The sequence below is a fragment of the Paraclostridium dentum genome (genome assembly GCF_048568265.1).
Classification (GTDB): domain Bacteria; phylum Bacillota; class Clostridia; order Peptostreptococcales; family Peptostreptococcaceae; genus Paraclostridium; species Paraclostridium dentum.
In genome coordinates, this window is record NZ_CP183813.1 from 310,098 (window position 1) to 336,455 (window position 26,358).

At 27.2% G+C, this 26,358-nt stretch carries 25 protein-coding genes; 20 read left to right on the forward strand and 5 right to left on the reverse strand.

Annotated elements, in window-relative coordinates:
• The first annotated feature begins 692 nt into the window (after nucleotides 1-692).
• The 15 genes from ACN6I1_RS01370 (at nucleotide 693) to ACN6I1_RS01440 (ending at nucleotide 15,507) form a co-directional block, all read left to right on the forward strand.
• Nucleotides 693-2,051 (forward strand): peptide MFS transporter, encoded by a 1,359-nt coding sequence (locus tag ACN6I1_RS01370; protein WP_419742464.1) that lies wholly within the window; start codon nucleotides 693-695, stop codon nucleotides 2,049-2,051.
• Nucleotides 2,052-2,231: 180 nt separating this feature from the next.
• Nucleotides 2,232-3,332, forward strand: a complete 1,101-nt coding sequence (locus tag ACN6I1_RS01375) for a TlpA family protein disulfide reductase (protein WP_419742465.1) — start codon at nucleotides 2,232-2,234, stop codon at nucleotides 3,330-3,332.
• A gap of 45 nt (nucleotides 3,333-3,377) precedes the next feature.
• Complete coding sequence (locus ACN6I1_RS01380) at nucleotides 3,378-3,479, forward strand: CD1871A family CXXC motif-containing protein (RefSeq protein WP_370014200.1); 102 nt, start codon at nucleotides 3,378-3,380, stop codon at nucleotides 3,477-3,479.
• On the forward strand, nucleotides 3,472-4,302 hold the full coding sequence (locus ACN6I1_RS01385) for a 4Fe-4S binding protein (RefSeq protein ID WP_419742466.1): 831 nt from the start codon (nucleotides 3,472-3,474) through the stop codon (nucleotides 4,300-4,302). Before ACN6I1_RS01380 ends, ACN6I1_RS01385 begins: the two co-directional genes overlap by 8 nt.
• Nucleotides 4,303-4,420: 118 nt before the next feature.
• A complete protein-coding gene (locus tag ACN6I1_RS01390; protein WP_419742467.1) occupies nucleotides 4,421-5,005 on the forward strand; it encodes a helix-turn-helix domain-containing protein in 585 nt (194 codons plus the stop codon).
• Between the two features lie 149 nt (nucleotides 5,006-5,154).
• Nucleotides 5,155-5,871: a TraX family protein gene (locus tag ACN6I1_RS01395; RefSeq protein ID WP_419742468.1), complete on the forward strand. Its 717-nt coding sequence runs from the start codon at nucleotides 5,155-5,157 to the stop codon at nucleotides 5,869-5,871.
• 190 nt (nucleotides 5,872-6,061) lie between these two features.
• Nucleotides 6,062-6,358, forward strand: a complete 297-nt coding sequence (locus ACN6I1_RS01400) for a hypothetical protein (RefSeq protein WP_021430310.1) — start codon at nucleotides 6,062-6,064, stop codon at nucleotides 6,356-6,358.
• Between the two features lie 147 nt (nucleotides 6,359-6,505).
• Nucleotides 6,506-7,174: a response regulator transcription factor gene (locus tag ACN6I1_RS01405; RefSeq protein WP_419742469.1), complete on the forward strand. Its 669-nt coding sequence runs from the start codon at nucleotides 6,506-6,508 to the stop codon at nucleotides 7,172-7,174.
• 179 nt (nucleotides 7,175-7,353) lie between these two features.
• Nucleotides 7,354-8,898 carry a murein biosynthesis integral membrane protein MurJ gene (gene murJ / locus ACN6I1_RS01410; RefSeq protein ID WP_419742470.1) on the forward strand — a complete coding sequence of 515 codons (1,545 nt, stop codon included), beginning with the start codon at nucleotides 7,354-7,356 and terminating at the stop codon, nucleotides 8,896-8,898.
• 138 nt (nucleotides 8,899-9,036) lie between these two features.
• The gene (locus ACN6I1_RS01415; protein ID WP_419742471.1) at nucleotides 9,037-9,801 is read left to right on the forward strand and encodes an ABC transporter ATP-binding protein; all 765 of its coding nucleotides are present in this window, start codon (nucleotides 9,037-9,039) and stop codon (nucleotides 9,799-9,801) included.
• Nucleotides 9,779-11,689 carry an ABC transporter permease gene (locus ACN6I1_RS01420; protein ID WP_419742472.1) on the forward strand — a complete coding sequence of 637 codons (1,911 nt, stop codon included), beginning with the start codon at nucleotides 9,779-9,781 and terminating at the stop codon, nucleotides 11,687-11,689. Before ACN6I1_RS01415 ends, ACN6I1_RS01420 begins: the two co-directional genes overlap by 23 nt.
• 196 nt (nucleotides 11,690-11,885) lie before the next feature.
• Complete coding sequence (locus tag ACN6I1_RS01425) at nucleotides 11,886-12,650, forward strand: ABC transporter ATP-binding protein (protein WP_419742473.1); 765 nt, start codon at nucleotides 11,886-11,888, stop codon at nucleotides 12,648-12,650.
• Nucleotides 12,637-14,556 (forward strand): ABC transporter permease, encoded by a 1,920-nt coding sequence (locus ACN6I1_RS01430; protein ID WP_419742474.1) that lies wholly within the window; start codon nucleotides 12,637-12,639, stop codon nucleotides 14,554-14,556. The genes ACN6I1_RS01425 and ACN6I1_RS01430 overlap by 14 nt, the downstream gene beginning before the upstream one ends.
• Before the next feature lie 10 nt (nucleotides 14,557-14,566).
• Nucleotides 14,567-15,070, forward strand: coding sequence for a transglycosylase SLT domain-containing protein (locus ACN6I1_RS01435; RefSeq protein ID WP_419742475.1), 504 nt, complete (start codon nucleotides 14,567-14,569; stop codon nucleotides 15,068-15,070).
• A 104-nt stretch (nucleotides 15,071-15,174) separates the two neighbouring features.
• Nucleotides 15,175-15,507 carry a winged helix-turn-helix transcriptional regulator gene (locus tag ACN6I1_RS01440; RefSeq protein ID WP_419742476.1) on the forward strand — a complete coding sequence of 111 codons (333 nt, stop codon included), beginning with the start codon at nucleotides 15,175-15,177 and terminating at the stop codon, nucleotides 15,505-15,507.
• Nucleotides 15,508-15,542: 35 nt separating this feature from the next.
• Here the strand turns inward: ACN6I1_RS01440 and ACN6I1_RS01445 are convergent, their stop codons facing one another.
• Complete coding sequence (locus ACN6I1_RS01445) at nucleotides 15,543-16,466, reverse strand: DUF5692 family protein (protein ID WP_419742477.1); 924 nt, start codon at nucleotides 16,464-16,466, stop codon at nucleotides 15,543-15,545.
• A 216-nt stretch (nucleotides 16,467-16,682) separates the two neighbouring features.
• On the opposite strand from ACN6I1_RS01445, the gene ACN6I1_RS01450 reads away from it, so the two are divergent.
• Nucleotides 16,683-17,024 carry a hydrogenase maturation nickel metallochaperone HypA gene (locus tag ACN6I1_RS01450; RefSeq protein WP_419742478.1) on the forward strand — a complete coding sequence of 114 codons (342 nt, stop codon included), beginning with the start codon at nucleotides 16,683-16,685 and terminating at the stop codon, nucleotides 17,022-17,024.
• Between the two features lie 58 nt (nucleotides 17,025-17,082).
• Here ACN6I1_RS01450 and ACN6I1_RS01455 read toward each other — a convergent pair whose 3' ends face one another.
• Together ACN6I1_RS01455 and ACN6I1_RS01460 are read right to left on the reverse strand one after the other, a co-directional pair.
• The gene (locus ACN6I1_RS01455) at nucleotides 17,083-17,553 is read right to left on the reverse strand and encodes a cupin domain-containing protein (RefSeq protein WP_419742479.1); all 471 of its coding nucleotides are present in this window, start codon (nucleotides 17,551-17,553) and stop codon (nucleotides 17,083-17,085) included.
• Between the two features lie 103 nt (nucleotides 17,554-17,656).
• The gene (locus ACN6I1_RS01460; protein WP_419742480.1) at nucleotides 17,657-18,214 is read right to left on the reverse strand and encodes a DUF6143 family protein; all 558 of its coding nucleotides are present in this window, start codon (nucleotides 18,212-18,214) and stop codon (nucleotides 17,657-17,659) included.
• A gap of 300 nt (nucleotides 18,215-18,514) precedes the next feature.
• Between ACN6I1_RS01460 and ACN6I1_RS01465 the strand changes: the two genes are divergently transcribed.
• Entirely contained in the window at nucleotides 18,515-20,596 is a 2,082-nt protein-coding gene (locus ACN6I1_RS01465; protein WP_419742481.1) for a methyl-accepting chemotaxis protein, read from the forward strand.
• A gap of 40 nt (nucleotides 20,597-20,636) precedes the next feature.
• Here ACN6I1_RS01465 and ACN6I1_RS01470 read toward each other — a convergent pair whose 3' ends face one another.
• Entirely contained in the window at nucleotides 20,637-21,485 is an 849-nt protein-coding gene (locus ACN6I1_RS01470; RefSeq protein WP_419742482.1) for a patatin-like phospholipase family protein, read from the reverse strand.
• Nucleotides 21,486-21,675: 190 nt separating this feature from the next.
• Here ACN6I1_RS01470 and ACN6I1_RS01475 point away from each other — a divergent pair, with 190 nt between their 5' ends.
• Nucleotides 21,676-22,551 (forward strand): hypothetical protein, encoded by an 876-nt coding sequence (locus ACN6I1_RS01475; protein ID WP_419742483.1) that lies wholly within the window; start codon nucleotides 21,676-21,678, stop codon nucleotides 22,549-22,551.
• Nucleotides 22,552-22,666: 115 nt separating this feature from the next.
• Entirely contained in the window at nucleotides 22,667-23,593 is a 927-nt protein-coding gene (locus tag ACN6I1_RS01480) for a chemotaxis protein (protein ID WP_419742484.1), read from the forward strand.
• 33 nt (nucleotides 23,594-23,626) lie between these two features.
• Here the strand turns inward: ACN6I1_RS01480 and ACN6I1_RS01485 are convergent, their stop codons facing one another.
• The gene (locus ACN6I1_RS01485; RefSeq protein WP_419742485.1) at nucleotides 23,627-24,157 is read right to left on the reverse strand and encodes a GNAT family N-acetyltransferase; all 531 of its coding nucleotides are present in this window, start codon (nucleotides 24,155-24,157) and stop codon (nucleotides 23,627-23,629) included.
• A 176-nt stretch (nucleotides 24,158-24,333) separates the two neighbouring features.
• Here ACN6I1_RS01485 and ACN6I1_RS01490 point away from each other — a divergent pair, with 176 nt between their 5' ends.
• Complete coding sequence (locus ACN6I1_RS01490; protein ID WP_419742486.1) at nucleotides 24,334-26,313, forward strand: molybdopterin-dependent oxidoreductase; 1,980 nt, start codon at nucleotides 24,334-24,336, stop codon at nucleotides 26,311-26,313.
• Nucleotides 26,314-26,358: the final 45 nt, after the last annotated feature.

Below are 26,358 nucleotides of genomic sequence, written 5' to 3' on the forward strand. Positions count from 1 at the left end.
TGATAAATTTCTCATAAGGGGGTAAAAAGTTTAAGGGAGTGTATAATGTGAATTGTTGGAAAATTGTTAAAATTGGATGTGGTTAGAATCATCACTTTTATTTTAGCAAAAACGATATAGTACACGCATAAATATTTAACAGATAAAAGTACTAAAATTTCAACTAGAGTAGTAAAGCACTACTGAGCAAAATGACTAAATTAAAAAATATATAGCTAAAAATTAATCGTACATATTATTTAAATTCAGCTATATAGACATCTAAAAATTTCTAATAAAATTTATCAATTCAGACATAATCTTAAAAGCTAAATAGAATTAGTTTTCAAACATTTAAAATTTAGTAAATAACATCTAAGTGTATCAAATAATAATCCAAGAGTATTGTAAAATCAAAATATTATTAAGTTTGTAGTTTTAAAATCAGTGTTTAAGTCAAAATGGAATCATTACATTTATTTATTATATTCAGAATATTTATACTTAATTGACACTGATGAGTAGTAAAAAATGAAATTATAACGTTAATAGTTGGAGAGGTATATCCAACGAAATTTAAAAGGGGTAGCTAGTTATATTTTAGAGACACTAGTAATTTGTATATGCAATAATTAAAATTTCATTATGTAGGGGTATGTAATGAAATTAGCCATATACAAGAAAATATTATATTAAATATTTTGGAGGGGAATATGGAAAGCGCAGTAAAAAATAAAAAGAAATATCCTTTTGGGTTTTATGTTTGTTCGTTCTCATATACATTGGAACGTATGGCATTTTATTCTTCTAAATGGTTAATCGGAATATTCATAGTTGCGGCAGTTGCAAAAGGCGGACTTGGATTAAGTGCATCGGACGGAGCTAAAATGATTGCCAACTTAGTAGCATTTACTTATGTAACTCCTATACTTGGAGGATTTGTAGCAGATAAATGGTTAAGTCCAAGATTATGTGTTCCTATAGGAACAATACTTATGGGACTTGGATATATGTGTGGATGGCAAGCATCTGCTCAAACATCAATCGCACTTGTATGGGCAATGATAATACTTGTATCGATAGGTACAGGACTATTCAAAGGAAATCTATCAGGTATAAATGGTAGATTATTTGAAAATAAAGAAGACCTTGATGGTGCATTTTCTGTTCAATATTCTTTTGTTAATATAGGTTCATTTATAGGAACTACATTTGTATCTTTTATAGCTTATTCTGCAGTAGGATTTGGAGGAACATTCTTAATATGTGGATTACTTCTATTCTTAGATACAATATGGTTTATAATTGGAGGAAAAGCTTCATTTGGAGATGTTGGTAAAAAGCCATTTAAGGTAAATGAAACTAATGCTACATCTGAATCAGGAGCACAAAGATCTTCTGAAGAACCTTTAACTAAAAAAGACAAATTAAGAGTAAGTGCAATTGTATTTGTTACAGTATTCTCTATAGCATTTTGGTTAGTTTATTACTTAGCAACTCTACCAATATTATATCATTGGGGACCAGATTTTGCTGATGCTAATAAAGCTAACTGGATGATAGGAAACTTTAGAGTACCATCAGCTTGGTTTGACTCATTGAATGCTCTTTCTTGTATAATTCTTGGACCGATATTAGCTATGGTTTGGAATAAGCGTGCAAGATCTCCTAAAGGAGATTTGAGTATGTTCAAGAAAACTGCATTAGGTATGATATTACTAGGATTATCATTTGCGGTAATGGCATTAGCAGAAGTAGTAAGAGGAGATGGGCAAGCGAGTTTAATATGGATAGTTATGTTTGGAATATTAATGACTCTTGGTGAAATGGTATTCTCTCCACTTGGAAACTCATTTATAAGTAAATTCTCACCTGCTAAAGTGCTAGGATTAATGATGGGTATATGGCCATTTGCAGTATTTATAGCTGCTAAAGCGCATGGTTATTTATATGAATTCTTATCAAAATTCTCATTTGCACCTGCATATGCTATGGTAGGAGTTGTAGTAATTGTATGTGGAATAGTACTATGGAGCTTTGATAAAAAACTAAGTAAACTTGTAGAAGATTAATATAAAAAAACATCGGATGCTAAAAAGCATCCGATGTTTTTTTATGCTTAAAAACTATTAATTTTAATAAAGGGGTTAAAAATTTATTTTTTAAGGTTTATTTAAGCTTGAGTTTAATTACAGTTAAAGTTAATCAATTAATATGTATAGTGTAAATAATAAAAAACGAGGAGAGATAAAATGAAAAGAAGATTTCTAATGACAGGTTTTTTAATAGCAGCTTTAGCATTAGGGGGATGTAGCAATCTAGGAAGCAAAACTTCTGATAAAAATAAGTCAGAGCAAACACAAAGCAGTAATAAAGAGAGTTCTGATGAAACAGTAATACAAGATTTAGGAGTTAAGTTTAAGTTACCTACTTCTTGGGAAAAAATTGGTGTTGAAGGAGTGTTAGTAGGTGAAAATGAAATGTCATTTAGTTTCATGTGCCCTGATGATGTAAAAGAAATTGCTGAACTATCTAAGAAAATGGATGAAAAAAAAGTAGCTAATAACGGGAAAAAAGATAAAGCAGATGAAGAAAAATTAATGAATTTATATATGGAAAAAATGAAAAATATAGGTTCTATATTAAGATTAAATAAAGATGATGCTGAAAAAGTTTTAAAAAGTGAGGAGTATTCTAATTATAGTAAAAAAGATAAAGTTGGAGAGTTGAATAACTATGTGTACTATTTTGTACATAACGAAAAAATAGATGATAGTAATTTATCAGATGCTTCAAAATCTGAAGTTAAAAATATTGAAAAGTCTATAAATGAGTTTAAGAATAGTATAAAACCAATTGACCCATCTAAAATAAAGTCCAACACTAAAGATGAAAAAGCAAGTGAAGAGAACATAAACGGAGCTATATCTTTTAAATCAAAAACTATACAAGGAAAAAACATAGATAGTTCTATATTTAAAGACAATAAACTTACAATGATAAATATATGGGGTACATCATGCATGCCATGTATAGATGAAATGCCAGAATTACAAAAATTATCTAAGGAAGTTAAATCTAAAGGTGTTAATGTCATTGGAGTTGTATCAGACACTCCAGATGAAGATAATGAGACATTAGCAAAATCAATATTAGATAAGAAAGGTGTTAAATTTGATAATGTAATACCAGATAAAGATTTACATGAGTGGATACTTAAAAATGTTAAAGGAACTCCAACTACAATATTTGTAGATAAAGACGGTAAAATAGTAAGCACAGCTTTAGTAGGAACAGCAAGTAAAGCTGAATACAATGCAAAAATAGATGAAGTTTTAAAATCTATTAAGTAGGATTATTATATGAAAGAGAAATTAACAAGATATATATTGTTAGCTATGAGTATTTGTTTTATTGTAGTAGGATCTAGTAGAGGTGAGGTTAAAGTAGTATTAAAGAAAGCTGTTAACATATGCTTGGAGTGTATTGGAATTGGATAAAAGAAATATAACTCAATTAATAGCTACTTTACTCACAAATGCTAACTTCAAAGGATTCATTGAAAAAGGGATATATCAAGGAGATACTAAGAAATTATGTGTTCCAGGACTTAATTGTTACTCATGTCCTGGAGCATTAGGGTCATGTCCTATAGGATCATTACAAGCTGTTTTAGGAAGTATAAAATACAATTTTTCCTATTATGTAGTTGGGTTAATGACTTTATTTGGTGTTGTATTTGGAAGGTTCATATGTGGATGGTTATGCCCATTTGGATTTATCCAAGATTTATTATACAAAGTTAAGGTAAAAAAAGTTAAAGTAAATAAAACACTAGATGGAGCTTTAAAATATCTTAAATATGTAATATTATTGGTATTTGTAATAATTTTACCTATGTTTGTAACTAATGAATTTGGATTATCAAAGCCATATTTCTGTGAATTTATATGTCCAGCAGGTACTTTAGAGGGAGGTATACCCCTAGTACTATTAAATGAATCTTTAAGAAGCACTATAGGATTTTTATATGCTTGGAAGTTATTTATACTTATAGCAATCATTATATTATCTATATTTGTATATAGACCGTTTTGTAGATACATTTGCCCATTAGGAGCATTTTATTCAATTTTTAATAAATTTAGTTTTTATAAATATAGTATTGATAAAGATAAGTGCGTAGGCTGTAATGCATGCGTTAAAAAATGTCATATGGATATAGAAGTTTATAAAAAGCCAAACAGCATAGATTGTATAAGATGTGGAGAATGCGTTAAGTCATGTCCAACTAATGCTATAAAAAAAGGATTTAAATTATAATATTTAAAATAAATTGAGGCATACTTGAATTATCAGGTATGTCTTTTGTTTTACTCTACGATTCGTTTATTGAATTAAATCTTTAAGTAGTTTAAATTATTATTAAGAGGTGGGGCCGATGGATTGTAAAAAAATTGGTAATTTAATTTATCAGTTAAGAAAAGAAAAAAATATGACACAAAAACAAGTTGCTGATGAAATGAATATAAGTGATAAAACGATAAGTAAATGGGAACGAGGGCAAGGATGCCCAGATATTTCATTATTACCGGAGTTGGCACAAATATTAGGAACAAGTGTTGATGGAATTTTATCAGGTGAAATAAATTTAAACGAATTCGTAGGAGGAAATATGAACAAATTAAAATTTTATGTATGTCCACAATGTAATAATTTAATGACTGCTACAGGTGATGCAAGTATATCATGTTGTGGGAAAAAAATAGAACCGTTAGAAGTTAAAAAAGCAGATGATGAACATTTACTTAATATAGAACCTGTTGAAGATGAATTATTTGTAACTTCTGAACATGAGATGAAAAAAGAACATTATATTTCATTTGTAGCATATGTAAGAGGAGATAGAGCTCTTATTGTAAAGCAATATCCTGAATGGAATATGCAATTTAGATTCCGTAAACAAGGTCATGGAAGACTATATTTTTACTGCACAAATGACGGATTATATTATCAAATAGTTTAAAATTATAAATTAGAGAAGCTCATATCAAATAAGGTATGAGTTTTTTATTTATTCTTTCAAATATGTAATGTTAATGTAAGCATTGTGTCAATTCAAATCAAAATGAATTAAGTATAATAAACTTATCATTATATGAGAAGGAGAAAATTATGAAAAAATTTAATGCATTTCAAATCAAAGTAGTATTATTAATATTGATGCTATTAGACCATATATATTTTGCATTTCCAACAGTAGTGCCATCATATATTCATGGAATATCTAGGGTAGTAGCCCCGATGTTTGCATATTTTTTAGTTGAAGGATTTTTCTATACAAGAAGCAGATTTAAGTATGGAATGAGATTATTTAGTTTTGCAGTTTTTATGGAAATAGGGAATCATATTTTAAAGCTATTGCTTTCATCAAAACAGATTCCTGTTAATAATAATATTTTTCTAACATTATTTGCAGGATTCGTTATGATTAATTTATTTGAGATTAGCAAATCTAAAAAAGTTATAAATAAAATAATATTAATAGTTCTAGGTATAGTAGTAAGTATACTTGGATTTATGTACACAGAAGGTGGAAACACGGTAATACCATTTATAATAATAACATATTGCTTTAGAGGAAATTTTAAAAAACAAGCAATAGGATATTTAATTATTGATTTACCTTTAGCAATTATTACATTAAGTGCTATTACAAATTTTGATATGTTAATGTTTAACTCGGATTTTTTATTTGTATTAGTTATACCAGTTATATTATTATATAATGGAGAAAGAGGATTAAATAATAAGTTTAGTAAATATATGTTCTATGTATTTTACCCGCTACACTTATGGATATTAGCAATCATAAAATTTATGGTATCTTAAGTCTATCGTATAGCTAAAATTAAGAGCAACAGTATTTAATAATGGAAATATTAAAATTAAATATATTCGTATAAATATAAAATAAGTAGCTCGTATCAATTGATACGAGCTTGTTTTTTTATGCTAAAAAATTGTAAAGTAACAAGGTTAAAAATAATTCATATTATGGTAAAGGAAGGAGATGAAAAAAATGAATACATCTAGAAATATCAATAAAATGCAAGAAAAATGTAAAGACCTAAAAGACTTTCATGTTATCATAACTTTAAAAGATGGTAGCAAATTTGATGGGATAATAACAGATTCAGACGACTATGGGGTAACTGTGTTAGTTGGAGAGGATGTTATAGATAGTGAAGGTGAAATGACATCAAGACAAATGCCTAGAAGATATAGACGTTATAGAAGTAGAAGATTTCCACTTACATCATTAGTTGGACTATCATTATTACTTTATCCATTTATTGCACCGCCTTATCCATATTAATAAATATAGCTCATATAAAAAATTATATGGGCTATATTTATTAATATGGGCTTTTAGAAAAAATATTTTGATAACAATATAATAAAATTTAGTTTATTAATATATAATATTTATTAAGATTAATGATGTCTATAGAAAGGATTTCATATGAAAAAGATACTTATAATAGAGGATGAAAAAAATATATCTTCATTTGTTAAAATGGAATTAGAATTTGAAGGATATATAACTCAAGTTATAGAGGATGGGAAACAAGGATTAGATGAAGCTATAAATAAAGATTATGACTTGATTTTACTAGATTTAATGCTTCCTAGTCTTAATGGAATAGAGATATGCAGAAGATTAAAAAAAGAAAAAAACACACCTATAATTATGTTGAGTGCAAAAGATAGTGTTATGGATAAAGTATCTGGACTTCAGATGGGAGCTGACGATTATGTAGCAAAGCCATTTGCAATTGAGGAGTTATTAGCAAGAATTCAAGTTGTTTTTAGAAGAGATAATAACTCAAATTCTAAAATTTTAAATTTTAAAGATTTATCTATAAATACAGAATCTAGATTAGTAAAAAAAGGTGATGAAGAATTAAACTTAACTAATAAGGAATATGAACTATTATTATACCTTATGGAAAATAAAGAGAAAGTTATATCTAGGTTTAGTTTACTAGAAAGTGTGTGGGGATATAACTATGAAACAGAAACAAATGTTGTAGATGTTTATGTAAGGCATTTAAGGAATAAGTTGGACACTGAAGACAAGGAAGAATATATAAAAACAGTAAGATCTATAGGATACATAATGAGGTCTTAATAATATTAAAATGTAAAAACAAAATATATAGCCTAGTTTTTTTAGGTTACATATTTTGTTTTTTATTTTATTTTTAATCAAATTTTCATTTTTAGTTAATTTTATTTTAACTTTTGATAATTATAATAATATGAAGAGTAAAATAATAAGATTAAATAAAAATATAAGGAGAAGTATGTATGTCAAAAGTAGCAAAAGCAGCTGTCGGATTAATGATAGCTACACTAATAGCGAAAGTTTTAGGGTTTGCAAGAGAGCTGACACTAGCTTCAGTATACGGAGCTTCTGGTACAAGTGATGCATTTTTAGTAGCTATGAATATACCAGCAGTTATATTTGCAGCAATAGGAACCTCTTTAGATACAGCGTTTATTCCTTTGTATCATGATATAAGAAAAAATGGTGGTAAAGAAGAATCAAATAAATTCACAAATAACGTTTTAAATACAGTAATATTAATTTGTTTAGGACTTTCTGTAATAGGATTAATATTTACACCTCAAATTGTAAAATTATTTGCAGTAGGATTTAAAGGTGATGTATTTAATCAGGCTGTTTACTTTACTAGGGTTATGATGCTTGGATTATCAGTTTTAGGTATGAGTTATATTATGACTGCATATTTACAGGTTAAAGATAATTTTGTAATTCCAGGGTTGATGAGTGTACCAAATAATATTATAGTAATAGCTTCGATTATTTTAAGTGCAACAATAAATATACATTTACTTCCATGGGGAGCTTTACTGGGATTATCATTACAGTTTTTATTCCAATATCCCTTTGCAAGGAAAAAAGGATTTAAATATAAACTATTTGTAGATTTTAATGACAAGTACTTAAGAAGATTACTTTGGCTTGTAATACCAGTTTTAATAGGTGTTGCAGTAAACCAAGTAAGTATTATTGTAGACAGAACCATTGCATCTACACTTGCTGAAGGAAGTATATCTGCATTAAACTATGCTAGTAAATTAAATCAATTCGTAATGGGTATGTTTATAGTGTCAATTTCATCTGTTATTTACCCTATGTTATCTAAGTTAACTACAGAAAATAATAAAGAAGAATTTTATAAGTCTATAAAAACATCTGTAAATACAGTAACTCTTTTAGTTATACCTATATCAGCAGGAGCTATGATACTTGCTGAACCAATAGTAAAAATGCTTTTTGAAAGAGGCGAATTTGATACAAGGGCTACACAAATGACTGCTATAGCACTTGTGTTTTACTCTATAGGAATGATAGGGTTCGGGCTTAGAGATATACTTGGAAAAGTATTTTATTCACTACAAGACACAAAGACGCCTATGAAAAATGCTATAATAACAATTGTTTTAAATATAGTATTAAATTTATTGTTTGTAAACTTTACTAATATGGGAATAGCTGGATTAGCATTTGCAACTAGTATATCTGCTATTGTTACTATAGTATTGTTATTTATAAGTTTAAGAAAAAAAATTGGACAATTTGGTGGAAAAGAAATTTTAATAGTTTTAATAAAGTCAATTGTATCAGCTGGATTAATGTCAGTAGTTACAATGTTTATATATAACTTTTTAGGTGGAATGATGCCAGTTGGAAAATTATATGAAACTATATCATTAGCTATATCTATAGGATGTGGAGCATTGACATATGGTATATGTATAATATTACTAAAGGTAGATGAAGTAAATTTAATTTTAGAGACTGTAAAAAATAAAATAAAAAGATAAGCAAGAAGGTATTGATGAAAATCAATACCTTTTTTTGCTAAGATTACAAATATGTAACGCTAATGATATATTAATCGATATTAAAAATTAAAAAAAATTATATACTAGCCTTGTAATAATAAAAGGAGGTTGGTTAATATGGAAAAGATACTTGAAGTTAGAAATTTGATGAAATCATACGGAATACAAAAAAATACACAGACTGTATTAAATGGCATAGATCTTGACATAAACAAAGGTGAATTTGTAGGAGTTATGGGACCATCGGGAGCAGGTAAAAGTACCCTTTTAAATATAGTTTCAACTATAGATACTGCAACAAGCGGAGATGTGAAAATAGAAGGAAAAAACATAACAAATTTAAATAATAAACAGATATCAAAATTTAGAAGAGAAATCTTGGGATTTATATTCCAAGATTTTAACTTGTTAGATACATTATCAGTAAAAGATAATATTGCACTTCCCTTAGCACTTGCTCGTGCAAATGAAAAGACAATAAACAAAACTGTATTTTCAATTTCTAAGACATTAGGAATTGAAACATTACTTGATAAATATCCTTATGAAATATCAGGAGGACAAAAACAAAGAACGGCTTGTGCAAGAGCTATAATTACAAATCCATCGTTGATATTAGCAGATGAGCCAACAGGAGCACTTGATTCTAAATCGTCTACAGACCTTTTAAATGCAATGACAAAGTTAAATGAAGAGCAAGATGCAACGATAATGATGGTTACACATGATGCATTTGCAGCAAGTTATTGTAAAAGAGTTTTATTTATTAAAGATGGATTAATATTTAAAGAAATAAATAGAAGAGGAACAAGAAAAGAGTTTTTTAAAGAAATTTTAGATATATTATCTTTGATAGGTGGTGGAGATAATAATCTTATTTAATATAGCTAAGAAAAATGTACAAAAAAATCTTAAAGGATATTTTTTATACTTTTTCTCTATAGTTTTTACAGTAGGAATATATTACTCATTTAAAAATCTTCAATACAACCAAAATGTAGGGTCAGTTTTACAATTGCTTGATAGAGCAGGAATAATATTTAACACAGCATCAATTGTAATAGCATTATTTTCAATTTTATTTATATGGTATTCAAATAGTTTTTTTATAAAAAAGAGAAAACAAGAGATTGGATTATACGCACTTTTAGGAATTGAAAATAAAGAAATAGGAATTTTATTGTTTTTTGAAACATTAATAATAGGATTAGTTGCACTTGTAATAGGGATATTATTTGGAATATTGATATCTAAAGTAATGGTAGATATACTTATAAAACTTATTGGACTAGATTTAAGCATAGGTCTTACTATATCATTTAAGGGAATGATTGATACAACTTTATTATTTATTGGAATATTTTTAGTCATTGCTTATCAAAGCAAGAGAATAATATACAAATTTAAGTTAATAGATTTATTTAAGGCTGACAATATTTCAGAAAAACCTACAAAGGAATCTAAATTATTAGCTTTAATATCAATAATACTTATACTTGTTGGATATGGTGTGTATATTTCAGTTTTAAAAGGATTTAGCATAGTTGCAGCATCTTTTACAACCTTAATAATGGTAATAATCGGTACGATGTTATTCTTTAGTTCATTACTGTATTTTATAATTAAAATGCAAAAAAAGAATGAGGCAAAATATTATAAAGGATTAAATATGCTATCTACATCTCAATTGCTTTATAGAATGAGAAGTAATGCAAAAATGTTAGCGACAATAGCTATATTAAGTGCTACAACATTAACAGCTATAGGGGCGTCAATTTCACTTTACTACACTACTTATGATACTGTAAAAAGAGAAACTCCATATTCATACACTATAGTTAAAGATGATAAAAATTATGTAAAAGAATTTGAACAAGCTTTAAGTGAATCTAAAAATAATAAGTTAATTAATAAGTCTATATTTACTTATATAACATTAAATTCACCACAAGAAACTAAAACTGGGTTTAGACCAAAATATATAGTAATATCACAATCAAATTTAAATCAAATATTAAAGTTAAATAAACATAAAGAAGTGGACAAGATAAAGAATGATGAATTTATTTATGTAAATCCTAAAAGTTCAGGATTTGATGGTGAAAAATTTAATGCTATAGACAAAGATGGTAAAAATATAGAACTAAAATTAAAATCAAATTCACAAGAAATGCTATACAATCTATTTTTATTCGATGAAACTTTTGTTGTATCAGATAGTGAATTTGAAAACTTGAAAACTAATAATGAAATTAGCAATTATTACACATACAATATAACAAATCCAAAAGATGAAACTTTTAATCAAACTATCTTAAAATTATCAAAAAAATATGAAACATCTGATGATATGTCAATTGTATCTTATTATGAAGCTTTAAAAAATGAATTCTCAATTTCAGGGTTACTTATGTTCGTAGGTGCATTTATAGGACTGGTATTTATAATTTGCACAGGAAGTATAATCTTCTTTAAATTATTATCTGAAGGACAAGATGAAAAACCTAGATATGATATACTAAAGAAAATAGGAGTAGAGGATGATGATATAAAATCATCTGTATATAAACAAGTTGGCTTTAATTTCTTTATACCACTTTTAGTAGGAAGTTTACACAGTATTGTAGCAAATTATGTTTTCTGCAAGGCATCTAATCAAAGCTTAGCAACAGTAATGATGTGGACATTAATTCCATATTCAATAATTTATATAATTTACTATTTAATTACTTCTAAGTTTTACTTTAATATAGTAACAAAATCAAAATAAGCAAAGAAGAATTAAAATTAAATATATAGGATATTTAGTATATAAAATTTGCCAAAAAAGATATTGATTTTTATCAATATCTTTTTTATTTTAATAAACTTACAAATATGTAATTTTAATGATAGGTAAATCGATATTAGAAAGTAATAAAAGATTATATACTTAGTATTGTAATAATCAAAGGAGGTTAATAAACATGACGAAAATACTTGAAGTTAGAAATTTAATGAAATCATATGGAACACAAAAAAATATACAGACTGTATTAAATGGAATAGATCTTGATATAAACAAAGGTGAGTTTGTAGGAGTAATGGGACCATCTGGGGCAGGTAAAAGTACACTTTTAAATATAGTTTCAACTATAGATACAGCAACTAGCGGAGATGTTAAAATCGAAGGAAAAAATATAACAAACTTAAATAATAAGCAAATATCAAAGTTTAGAAGAGAAAGCTTAGGATTTATATTCCAAGATTTTAACTTACTAGATACATTATCAGTAAAAGATAATATTGCACTACCTTTAGCACTTGCTCGTGCAAATGAAAAAACAATAAACAAAACTGTATTTTCAATCTCTAAAACACTAGGAATTGAAACATTACTTGATAAATACCCTTATGAAATATCAGGAGGGCAAAAACAAAGAACTGCTTGTGCAAGAGCTATAATTACAAATCCATCGCTGATATTAGCAGATGAGCCAACAGGAGCACTTGATTCTAAATCATCTACAGATCTTTTAAATGCAATGACAAAGTTAAATGAAGAGCAAGATGCAACTATAATGATGGTTACACATGATGCATTTGCAGCTAGTTATTGTAAGAGAGTTTTATTTATTAAAGATGGATTAATATTTAAAGAAATAAATAGAAGAGAAACGAGAAAAGAGTTTTTTAAAGAAATTTTAGATGTATTATCATTGATAGGTGGTGGTGATAATGATCTTATTTAATATAGCTAAGAAAAATGTACAAAAAAACCTTAAAGGATATTTTTTATACTTTTTCTCTATAGTTTTTACAGTTGGAATATATTATGCATTTAAAAACTTACAATATAATCCAAGTATAGATGCAGCTTTATCAGCAAGTTCTAAAGCATCAGCAGCATTTAATGCCGCATCAATTGTAATAGCATTATTTTCAGTCCTATTTATATGGTACTCAAATAGTTTCTTTATAAAAAAGAGGAAAAAAGAGATTGGACTATATGCATTATTAGGAATTGAAAACAAGGAGATAGGTCTTTTATTATTCTTTGAAACATTAATAATAGGAGTAGCGGCTATTGTAATTGGTATAATAGCTGGAGTAGTATTTTCTAAATTTATGTTAGGAGTACTTATAAAGCTTATAACATTAAATTTAAGCATAAATTTTGCAGTTTCAATAAAAGGAATCTTTGAGACATTTGTATTATTCATATTAATATTTTTAGTTATTGCTTATCAAAGTAATAGAATAATATACAAATTTAAACTTATTGAATTATTTAAAGCTTCAAGTACATCTGAAAAAGCTAAAAAAGGATCAAAGTTATTAGCTATATTATCTATAGTTTTTATATTAGCTGGATATGGTATATATCTTTCTACGACAAATGGTATGGATTTAATTCTTGGAGCATTTGTCACATTATTTATGGTAGTTATTGGTACATTTTTATTCTTTAGCTCATTTATGTTTTTTATAATTAAAAGACAACAAAAAAATGGAGCAAATTATTATAAAGGATTAAATATGATATCAACATCTCAATTACTATATAGAATAAAAAGTAATGCAAAGATGTTATCAGTAATAGCTATATTAAGTGCTACTACATTAACTGCGATAGGTGTATCTATATCAGTTTACTTTATGAGTTCTCAAGTGGTTGAACAACAAGCACCATATTCTTATACTTTATCACTTGATAATAAAGAGTATATAAAAGAATTTGAAAAAACTTTAGCAGATTCAAAAGATCATAAACTAGTTGATAAATTTGTGCTTAGCTATATAGATTTAGATTCATATAAGGATAATACGCATGGATTTAAAGATTCATATCAAATAATGTCTTTATCAAATTTAAATGAAATACTAAAGTTAAATGGAGATAAAGAATTAGGAAGTATAAATGATAAAGAGTTTATTCATGTAGATTCTGGGATGATTAAAGACTATGAAAAATCAGATATAGATTTAAGCAACAATGGAAAATCTGTCATTTTAAATCGTAAATCAAGTTTAGAGAAGAAATTATTTAACTCATTTACTTCAGGAGACATGATTGTTGTTTCAGACAATGAGTTTGAAAAGTTAAAAGTAAATAATGAATTAAAACATTATTACACATACAATATAACAAATCAAAAAGATGGAGAAGAATTTAATAAAAAAGTTTTAAAAATTACAGAAAAATATCCTTCTGAAAATGAAAAAAGATCATCTTCAAGTTATGTATTTTCTTATTACAAAACTTTTAAAGATGAATTTACAACTTCAGGCGTTATGGTATTTATAGGTGTATTTGTAGGTTTAGTATTCTTAGTTTGTACAGGTAGTGTAATTTTCTTCAAATTACTATCAGAAGCTCAAGATGAAGCCCCTAGATATACTGTACTAAATAAAATTGGAGTAGATGAAGATGATATTAAGTCATCTGTATACAAGCAAGTCGGGTTCAACTTCTTCTTACCTTTAGTATTAGGAGGTTTACACAGTGTTGTGGCAAATTATGTTGTTTGCAATATGCTTGGACAAAATTTATCGATAGTAATGTTATGGACATTAATTCCGTATTCGATAATTTATATAATATATTATTTAATTACTTCTAAGTTCTATTTCAACATAGTAACTAAACAAAATTAGGAGGAATATTATGAAAAAAACATTGTCTATAATAATAATATCATTACTAGTATTAATAGTAGGTGGAGTTGTTGTTGCTAGAGCTGTTGTATATCCAGTAAAAGATATATCTGAAATAAAGTCTACATCTAAAGAATATAATATTGATCCATACTTTTTAGCTGCTATAGGACATTTTGAATCTAGATTTGATGAAAAAAATTATCAAAAAAATGATAATAATGGAATACTAAGATTTAGTGATGAAGCTTCAATAAAATTAGCAAATGAATTAAATATGAAGAATTTTAAGCCGAGCGATTTAGTAGATAATAAGACAAGTTTAAAGTTAGGTGCATATTATTTATCTAAATTTAAAGATGATGGATTAAGTAAAATGGTACAAGAATGGAACGTAAGAAATAAAGTAGATGATACTATTGATCGAAGAGCATATGCTAAAGAATATTATGTTCCTAAGATCGAAAAAAACATAAAAATAATTAAAATTTTATACCCAGAAATGAGTTTTTAATAAAAGCGTAGATTATTCTACGCTTTTATTTTTGAAATATACAAGTATAATAGGTATAATAAAGTTTAAATTAAACAAAATTATGATAAGTAGGAGGCGTGAAAATGTACAATGTAGAGGATATGATATATGATTGCCCGGTGGAAGCTCTATCTAGTATCTTAGGGAAAAAATGGATACCTGCTATAATATGGCAAATCCAAGATAAGAAAATAAGATTTGGAGAGCTACAAAGATCTATAGAAGGATGCAGCAAGAAAATGCTAATTCAACAACTAGAAGTATTAATAGAAAATGGAATTATAATCAATGAAAAAAATACTGATAGCAAAGTGGTTGAATCTATTTATTATTTAAGCGAATCTGGATTAAGCTTATTACCAATAATGAAACATATGATAACATGGAGTAATAAAAATCTTGAATGTGGTAAATAAAAAACCATCTCAAATTTATTGAGATGGTTTTTTATTTATTCAGCAAATGCTTTTACTTCTTCATAACACTGTAAGTCAGTGTAAAGTTCTGACGTATATGGATTACGTTTAGTTTTTCTTACTTTATAAATCATATAAATGAATAATGCTACATTAGCAATTAAAGCAATTGAACTTATTATAAGCAGAGCAGTTGGATTTTGTGTAGATTTAACTGCAAATTGTGACTCATCAATAAAAGAAGGACATGTCATTGCAAACATACACCATAGTGCAAGTGTTTGAGCACGATGTTGTAGCCAAGCTCCTTTTTTTAGTGTAAAAGCAGCTACAGTTGGAGCAACAAGTAAAGCAATTCCACAATACCAAGCATGATCACTTAAACAGTTATAAGTATATGCAAAGTTCCAAAGGTCATAAGCTATAATCCAGAACCAGCACATATCTGGCCATAACATATCTTTACTTTTATCTTTACTAATACATATTCCCATCCAACCTGTTATAGTAATAATATTTAAAATTCCAGCAACACCATTTAAGTAGTTCCAAGAACCACTATATGTCATCATACCTTCAAAGACTTGTCTTGTAAGTTCAAGAGAACCTATTTGGAAATCACGAGCAACAGCTTCCATAATATTAATTGCAAGTATTAATGGTGGAAAGCATAAAACCCATTTATGCTTAGTAGCTCCATCTATATGACGTAATAACCAGAAACCTACACAACCAGCTAAGGCAGAATAAACTTTTGCATAATGGAACCAATCGTTTACGCTAGTGCCTTTTGTAGTTTTAGGCCAAACAAAAAATGTAAGAATAATTGGAAGTATTATAAATAGAGAAACCCCACCCCATTTATAACGTCGTCCAATTTCATTTAATACAACTAATACTATAAATACAAAAAATAACATTAACCAATTTGATATTGGCTGAGATTCGAATAAAAACATTATAATTATCCCCCCATCGAATGTAAAGTGTTTATTCACGAATATTGTAGCACTATTTATTTATAAATGAAAGCGATTTACTAAAAAAAGTAAGAAAACAAACAAAATATATTTCTGAGTAATGAATTGATAAAAATTTGGTGTTATAATACTAGCGAGGGCTTTATATTGCCAATATATCTTAAAAATCAACAGAAATAGGGGTAGGTGAATGACTTGCATGAGTTAGGGGTTGTAATTGAGGTTGTAAAAACTGTAGAAAGAGTTGTATTAGAACAAAATTTAAATAAGGTTGACACAGTAGTACTTCAAATAGGTGAATTATCATCTATGATACCAAAATATATTAGAGAGTGTTATCCAGCTGCAGTTGATGGTACTATGCTACATGACACCAAATTAGAAATAGAAATTTTACCAGGTAACGGTATTTGTAAGAATTGTAACAAGGTATTTAATTTACTTGAAAATAATCGTAAATGCCCAAACTGTAATAGTGCAGAGTGGGAAATTTTAGGTGGGAAAGAATTTTTTATAAAAGAAATTATTGCTTGTTGATACAAGCGGTTAAAAAAAGGGTATGCAAGTATATACTTGCATACCCTTTTGTGATTAACTATCTAGTTAATTTTATTATTATATCTTCAAGATGAGGATACATTTCTAATAAATCATTTCTTTTGAATAATTCAAAGTCTTCAAATGTGAATGCAGGTGCTACCATACATCCAACTAATGCAAAACCATCATTATTCATTGAAGATCCAAATATATATCCTTTAGGAACTAAAACTTGTGGAAGTTCTCCATTTTCAACATTCAGCCCTAATTGTTTAGTAATTAGCTCACCATCTGGAGTAATCATATATATAGTAAGGGGTTGCCCATCATGATAGTACCACATTTCATCTGACTTTAGCCTATGGAAATTAGATACTTCTCCAGTTTCAAGCAAGAAGTATATACTAGTAAATAAATTTTTATCATCTCTAAATAAATCTTTTGAAACTACTGATTCCTTATAGTAACCTCCCTCAACATGAGGTGTCATACCTAGGTTTTCTATATAATATTTTGCTGATTTCATACTGTACCTCCTATGTATAATGTTTTCATTATAGCATAAATTAAGGCACTCTGACCTTAGTTTCAGAAGAGTGCCCTTAGTTAAATTTAATTAAAATATAAAATTAGCAAGTGTGCTCATGATAATAGTAGTTACAATTATAAGGATATTCTTCCCACCATCCAAAAGCAACGACAACATTTGAAGTAGTAGTCAATCCAGTTAAATAAACAACTAGAGATTGACCTGGAGGAAGAATTATTTGACCTCCATCTACGATTTCTGTTGAAACAGGTCCTACTATTCTAGAAAAAATTGGTACGCCAGTAGGTACAGCAGCATTAACCATATACTGTACTTGCCCATAAGGAACAGGTTGTGGATTAATAGTTAAATTAGTTACATTTACTAGATTACTGATACTCATTGTATTTGGTAAAGTAGAATTAACATAGAAACTAGCATCTACTGCAGCACCTGATGGATTTTTTATAGTTATTACATTTACAAATAAATTTCTAGCAGATACAGTTGGGTTTACTAATGCAGCTATAGCTGTAGTATTTGCGTCTGTTGGATTTAATGCTGGAGTTTGACCTATAAAATATCTTCCTAATTCAGATTGATACAAAGCATAAGGTATAGAAATTTCTCTTTCAAATGAATTATTACCACATGTCATATATTATCACCTTTATATATATATTAGGGATAATAGATATCCCTAATATATAATATTCAAAATTATTTAAAATGTGTTAAAAAACTTAATTAAATATACGAAAAATATCGAATAAAGATGATTAAATCATTATAAAAAATAATTATGAATTATTGAATTTAGTGTTAAAGAAAATCAACGATGGTTCGTAATATTATAAGTAGTACATTTTAGAGGTTAAATGTTGAAAATGGGTTGTGAAAAAGTTGTTAATATAAATTGTATGTTAACAAATAAGGTTAAAAAAGGAGGAATAATTGTATGAAATCAAAAATGAAAACTAATATGAAGTACAAAAATAAAAGTATAAAAACTCAACTTACTTTTATAATAGTATGTGTAGTTGTAGTTTGTTGTTTACTGTTAGGATCAATTACTAGTTACTTAAACTATAAAACTTCGAATACGATTTTAGCAAATTCAGTTGCAGAAACTACTAAAGAAGCATCACAAACAGTTGCACAAAAGATAACTAATCTTAAAGATTCAACAATACAAACGGGTATAATAAAAGAACTTTCAGATCCTAAGGTAAGTGTTGAGGAAAAGAAAAATATTATTACACGACAAGAAAAACTTACAGGTTTAACATTAGGACAAATTATCTATGCAGATGGAAAGGATCTTTTCAGTGGAAAAGATTATTCATCTAGGGATTACTTTAAAATATCTATGCAGGGAGATGCATACATGAGTAGTCCTGTTGTAAGTAAAGTAACAGGAGATCTTACAATGGTAGTTTCAGCGCCTATTTGGGAAAATGGAATACAAGGAAGTAAGATTGTAGGTATAGTAACTTTTGATGTAGATAAAGATTTTTTAAATGATATAGTTAATGATATAAAAATAAGTAAAAATAGTTATGCTTATTTAATAGATAGCGAAGGAACTATAATTGCTCATAAGGATAAAAAACTTGTAGCTGTTAAAAATTCTATAAAAGAAGCACAAACAAACCCAAATGAAAAAGCTTTTGCAGAAATTGATAAAAAGCTTATATCAGGTAAAACTGGTAAAGATGATGTAGAGATAAATGGAGAAAAATGGCTATTATCATATACTCCTGTTAAAGATACTAATGGATGGGGAGTCGGAATAATGACTAACAAATCAGATTTCCTTGGACCAGTATATACTTCAATTGGGACAACTATTGGATTAGCAATAATATTTACTATAGTATCATTTATAGCAGCTATAAAGTTTGCTAACAAGATAGGAAATCCACTAAAAGCTTGTAGCGAAAGACTTAAAAAATTAGCAGAAGGTGATCTAAACTCAGAAACTCCACAAATAAATGAAGAAAATGAAATTGGATTATTAGCTAATGCTACAAATGAAATAGTTATTGACATGAGTGAAATGATTAGTACATTGATGTATGTATTAACAGAAATAAGTAATGGAAACTTAGATTTAGATACTAATGACGAAAAGTTAAACCGCTTATTTATAAATGATTTTGAACCTATGTTAGTAGCTGTAAATAAAATTATTGATAGTTTAAATAGCACTTTAGACCAAATAAGTATAGCTGGAGAACAAGTTGCAATTAGCTCAATACAGTTATCAGAAGGAGCTCAAGTTCTTTCTCAAGGAGCAACAGAACAAGCTAGTTCTATTCAAGAACTTTCGGCAACTATAAGTGAAGTATCTGAACAAGTTCAGCAAACAGCTAAAAATGCAGTAAAAGCTAAGGCTATTTCAACAAAATCAAGTGTTGCTACAGATAAAGGTAAAAAGCAAATGCAAGAGATGATTACTGCTATGGATGAAATAAGCAGTACTTCAAATAGAATTGGAGATATAATTAAAAATATTGATGATATAGCATTCCAAACTAACATTTTAGCATTAAATGCAGCAGTAGAAGCAGCTCGTGCTGGAGAAGCAGGTAAAGGATTTGCAGTAGTTGCAGATGAAGTAAGAAATCTAGCAGAAAAATCTGCACAAAGTGCAAAAGATACAGCTAATCTAATTGAAAGATCTTTACTAGCTATAGAAAATGGATCAAAGATTGTATCAGAAACAGCAATATCTCTTGAAGAAGTTGTTAATGGAGCAAAGACTTCATCTGAAGTTATACAAGAAATAGCAGATGCAAGTAATGAACAAGCTCAGCATATAAATCAAGTAAACACTGGAATGGAACAAATTTCAGTAGTAGTTCAAACAAACTCAGCAACTTCTGAAGAAAGTGCTGCAGCAAGTGAAGAGCTATCAAGCCAAGCTAATATGCTAAGAGATCTTATTGGTCAGTTTAAATTAAAAAATAATCAAGATAAGAAAGATAAATATTTTGATGGAAAAATGTTATTTGACGCAGAAGATTTTGAAATGTAATATTAAATAAAAATAACTGAACTTACATAAGTAAGTTCAGTTATTTTTTTATAAAACCTAAAATTTTATCATATAATTCCTTAGCATCATCATATCCTTCTTCATATAATGCTGTAAGTTTTTTAGCATTCTTTTCAATTTGGCTAACATTAACTGGTTTTTTAGGTCTAATAACTAGAACGTCCCCATCTTTTTCTAATTGATTTACTAAATTAAGACTTTTGTTATAAGTTAAATGTCTATTTTCAATTGCTTTAACAAGATTTGGGTATTTCTTATATTTTTTATTTACAATAGGAAGAAATTTTTGTTTGTTTTTTTTGTAAGTAATATCTCTAGTTAAAACAACAATATTCTTCTTATATCCTTGATTTAAAGAATATTCTATAGGTATTGAATCGGATACACCGCCATCTACCAATTTAAAATCATCTATTTCTACTATATTTGCAAACATAGGTATTGAACAAGATGCTTGCATATAAATTATTTCTTTTTTCAAATCTTTTAACTCAAAGTATTCTGGAGATCCAGTTTCACAATTAGTAGCAACCACTACAAATTTAGATTTAGATTTAGCAAAAGTATCATAGTCGTAAATATTTAGTTCATTAGGAATTTTATTGAACATAAAATCCATACCAAAAATTGACCCAGTTTTAATTAAATTAGAAAAACTTAAATATCTTTTATCGTTTATATAGTCTACAGTAGCATTATATGCTCTTTTATATTGTTTTGATAAATATGAAGAAGCATGACAACTACCAGCAGATACACCGATTGTTATATCAACTTCTATATTTTTTTCTATAAAAAAATCTAAAACTCCAGCGGTATATATACCACGCATACCGCCACCCTCTAATATTAATCCAATTTTATTCATAGTATATCCTTTCTACAAAAACACTTATATATGCAAAGTTATTAACTTGTAAATTGCTTTAAATATAAAATTATTATAAATTAATAACTTTATATTGTCTAGCTTTGGAGAATTTAACTTAGCTATAAATTGTTTAATCCGTATATAAATAATATGATTATAAATTATTATCATATTTAGGAGTGAACTGATGATTAATAGTGTAAATAAAAATTCTTATGATGTAGGAAATAAAAGTAATATGGCTATAAGTAATAAAGAACAGCTAAAACAACAAATAAAAACTCCAAGCCAAGAATGTGAAGCTATAGTAAGTAGAATTAAAGATGAATTGCAAAAAGCAACCTTAATAGCTATGAAAATTATAAATGGAGAAAATATAAACAAATCAGAAGAAAAATTTATAAAACTTAAATATCCTGATATAAAAAAATTAGCTGAAAAATTGAAAGAAGATATAAAGCAATTAAAGATTTTAATAAAAAATTGTAATTCAGATGAAGAAAGAAAAGAATTAATAAATAGAGAAATAAATAATGTAAATCTTATGGGAAAAAAGGGGTTAATATCGGAAGTTGAAGTGAAGTTAAAATTAGAAGCTTTAAGTGATGTTGAAAAATTTTCAAATACAGTAAAAATAGAAAATAAAAAGATTGAGGTTATAGCAATAAAGTTATTAAAGAATCAAAATTTAACTTCAAAAGAACTTGCTTTAATAGAAGAAAAAATGCCAAATATAAAGCAAATAATTAACAAAATAGTTAAAGAGAATAAATTATTAAAAGATGAGGTTAACAATTGCAATACAAATGAAGAAAAGCAACAAAAAATATCAAAGGCTTTTAATGACTTAGAAAGTTTATTTAAGAATAATAGAATTTCAGATTTAGAGTTTAAGTTAAATTTATTTTATATAAATAGTTTAGAAAAGGAAATTAAAAAAGAAAAAAATAAACAGATTTGGATTAATCCTTACTTTTATTTAAATACTTCATCATTAGTGGATAATTTAAGTGGAGTGTTAATAATTATAGTAATTATTATAGCTATTTTAAAATTTATATAATATTTTAATAATATATACACGAATATAGGTAAATACGTATCTCTAGATTTAAAAGAATCTTCCGTATATATAGAAAGTATATTTATAGTTGAAAATAAGAAATCGGGAGGTAACTATGGGCGTTTCAGAGAACACTAGTAAAACAAAAATTCTTTTAGAATCGGGAACAAATGAACTTGAAATTATGGAGTTTACTATAGCAGGTGAATTATTTGGTATAAATGTCGCAAAAGTTAGAGAAATAATGATTGCACAACCAGTAAAACAAATGCCTAACTCACATGAATTAGTAGAAGGTGTATTTAAGCCTAGAAATGAGATTATAACAGTTATAGATTTAGGGAGATATCTAAACTTACCTAAAGCAGAAAATAAAAATAATGATATATTTATTGTAACTCATTTCAACAAGTTAAACTTTGCTTTCCATGTTGAATCTGTAGTAGGTATTGCAAGAGTATCATGGCAAGATATAAAAAAACCAGACAAAGTAATTTACGGTGGAGACGAAGGAGTCTCAACTGGTATAGCAGAATATAAAGATAGACTTATAACTATACTAGACTTTGAAAAAATTATTGCAGAAATAAGTCCTGAGTCAAGTATTCAATATGAAGAAATAGATAGATTAGGTAAGCGTAAAGACACTGACAAAACTATACTAATAGTAGAAGATTCAATGTTACTTTCTAAGATGATAGTTGAATGTTTACACAAAGCGGGATATAAAAACACAATAAAAGTTGATAATGGTCAAGAAGCATGGGAATACTTAGAAGAAGTTAAGACTTGCGGAGAGCCAGTTAAAAAGCATGTTTCATGTATAGTTTCAGACATTGAAATGCCATTAATGGATGGACATAGATTAACAAAACTTGTAAAAGATGATAGTGTGCTTAAAGACATACCTCTAATATTATTCTCTTCATTAATAAGTGAAGAAATGAGAATAAAAGGTAAATCTATAGGTGCAGACGAACAAATAACTAAGCCAGAAATTGCTAATTTAGTTAGCATAATTGATAGATTAGTAGAAAAATAAATAAAATAGGTACATGCTAGCATGTACCTATTTTTATATTTCAGAGTATTTCATTACTGTATTAGTTAAAAAATTGCTAAAATTATTAAATTCAGATTCCGTTATATTATTTGGATAAGTCATGATTTTTAGTTCATGAGCAGGTGTATCTTTTCTATATGATGGATGAGTATGATCAAATTCTTGTAATTTAAACCCTAATTTTGAATAAAAATTTAATCTCTTAATAGATACATCATCCAAAGGGGGATCTATTTCTAAAATTACATTTTTATTAATTTTACAAAATTCTTTAATAACTTTAGAGCCATAACTTTTTCCTCTTAAATTTGAAGAAATTGCAAAATGCTCTATATATACAAATTCGCCTAAATCCCAATAAAATAAAAGTCCAATTAGTGAATCAGATTCACAAAGGGCCATGCAGTAATATTTTTCATCTTGTAAAGCTAATACTTGATCCTCTAAAGTTCTTTGTTCAAATAATGGAAAGCTTGTATTATACATATTTATTATATCGTTCCAATATTTATTATTCTCAGATTGAATTCTTAAAAATTCCATATTATCACCTCATAAAAGTTATCTATATTTTGGTTAAATTGTCTAACATTATATCATATCTAAAAATTTATGCAAATTAAGCATATAAAGTATTGATTGTGTGTATAGATGTTTATATTATTATCTATAAAGAAAATATTATTTATCAAAATAAATAAGAGGGATGGAAATCATTAATGAAAATTTTAAGTCATGGATGTACGCTAGATTGTTTTGATTGTTGTAAGTTTAATGTATATGTAGAGGATGAAAAAGTTATAAAAATAGAGGGAGATAAAAATCATCCGTATACAAAAGGATTTATATGTAATAAGGGAAGAGCTCACTTAAAAAGACTAAATCATCCAGATAGAATATATAATCCGTTGATAAAAATAGATGGAGTTTGGAATGAAATTAGTTTTGAAGAAGCTATAAATATAATTGTTCAAAAGCTAAAGATATATAAAGATAAATACTCATCAAAATCTATACTATATTACACTCAATACGGAAGTGGTTCAGTTTTAAAAGATATAGGTGATATCTTCTTTAATTTTTATGGCGGAGTAAGCAAAAGCAAGGGAGGACCTTGTTGGAGTGCTGGAATAAAAGCTCAAAAATATGATTATGGTATATCTAAAAGTCATTCGTTAGAAGATATGTTAAATAGTAAAAGCATTTTTATATGGGGAAAAAATCCTGCGTACACTACAATACATACATTTCAAATGATAAAAAAAGCAAAAGCTAAAGGAGTAAAGGTAGTTGTTATAGATCCAATATATACAGATACAGCTAAAATTGCAGATAGATATATACGAATAAATCCAGGTACAGATGGAGCATTAGCTATGGCTATGACAAAAATTATAATACAAAAAGGAATTTGTGATAATGATTATATAGATAAATACGTATTAGGATTTGATATCTATAAGGACTATATACTTAATTTAGATTTAAATGAATTATTAAATGAATGTGGAGTACAGCTGGATATAGTAGAAGAATTAGTAGAATTATATACAGATAGGTATTCTACTATATATATAGGGTATGGAACACAAAAATATAAAAATGGAGGAAATAATATAAGAGCTATAGATGCTTTAGGGGCTATAACTGGACAAATAGGATTTGCTGGTGGAGGTATTAATTATGCAAACAAAGTATATCCATCAGTCTTAAATACAGATCCATTTAATAGTGAGGATTATTGTGATAATAGATTTTTTTATACTAGCTATATTAGTAAGTTTATAAAAGAATCTATGAATAGTAAAACTCCTATCAAAATGGCAGTTATAACAAAGAGTAATTTATTGAATCAACTAGCTGATGTAGTAGATATAAAACAAGCTTTTAAATATATAGAGTTCAAAGTATGTTTCGATATGTTTATGACAGATACTGCAAAAGAGTGTGATTTATTTATACCATGTACAAATACTTTGGAGAGTGAAGATTTGCTATATTCATCAATGACAAATCCTTATATTATATATAATGAAAAAGCAGTAAATCCCAAAAATAAACTAATGGATGAATATTATTTTTTTATGGAATTAGCAAAACGTTTAAACATAAAAGATTATCCAATGGTATCTAAGTTAGCATATATATGTGAGGTAATAAAGCCATTGATGGAACTTGATAAAAATATAAATTTAGAATCGATAAAAAGCAATTATTTGACTATACATAATCCTATAGCATGGGAAGATAAAATATTTGAAACTTCATCAAAAAAAATTGAACTATATTCAAACGATGCTATTTCAGATGGTGTAAACCCAATTCCTATATATATAAAATCTGAGAAGAGCAATAAGTATAGATTACTAACTAATCACTGTAGAGATAGTATTTCTAGTCAGCACATGATGGATAAAGAGGAAATAGCAAAAGCTTATATAAATGAAGACATGGCAGAGAGAGAAGCTATTAAAGAAAATGATATTGTAAAACTAGTTAGTAAAAATAGAAGTATAAAAGTTCAAATTAAAATAACTGATAGTGTAGGGGATAATACAATTTTAATTTATGTTGGATGGTGGAAAAAACATAGTAATCCAAATGTTTTAACATATAGTGGAATTTCAGATATGGGAGGTCAAGTAACCTATAATGAAACATTTGTAGAAATAGATAAATGGGTTAACAGGGTTAAATAACAACCATAATAACCAATAAAACCAAAGTTGAAAATTAAATTCAAC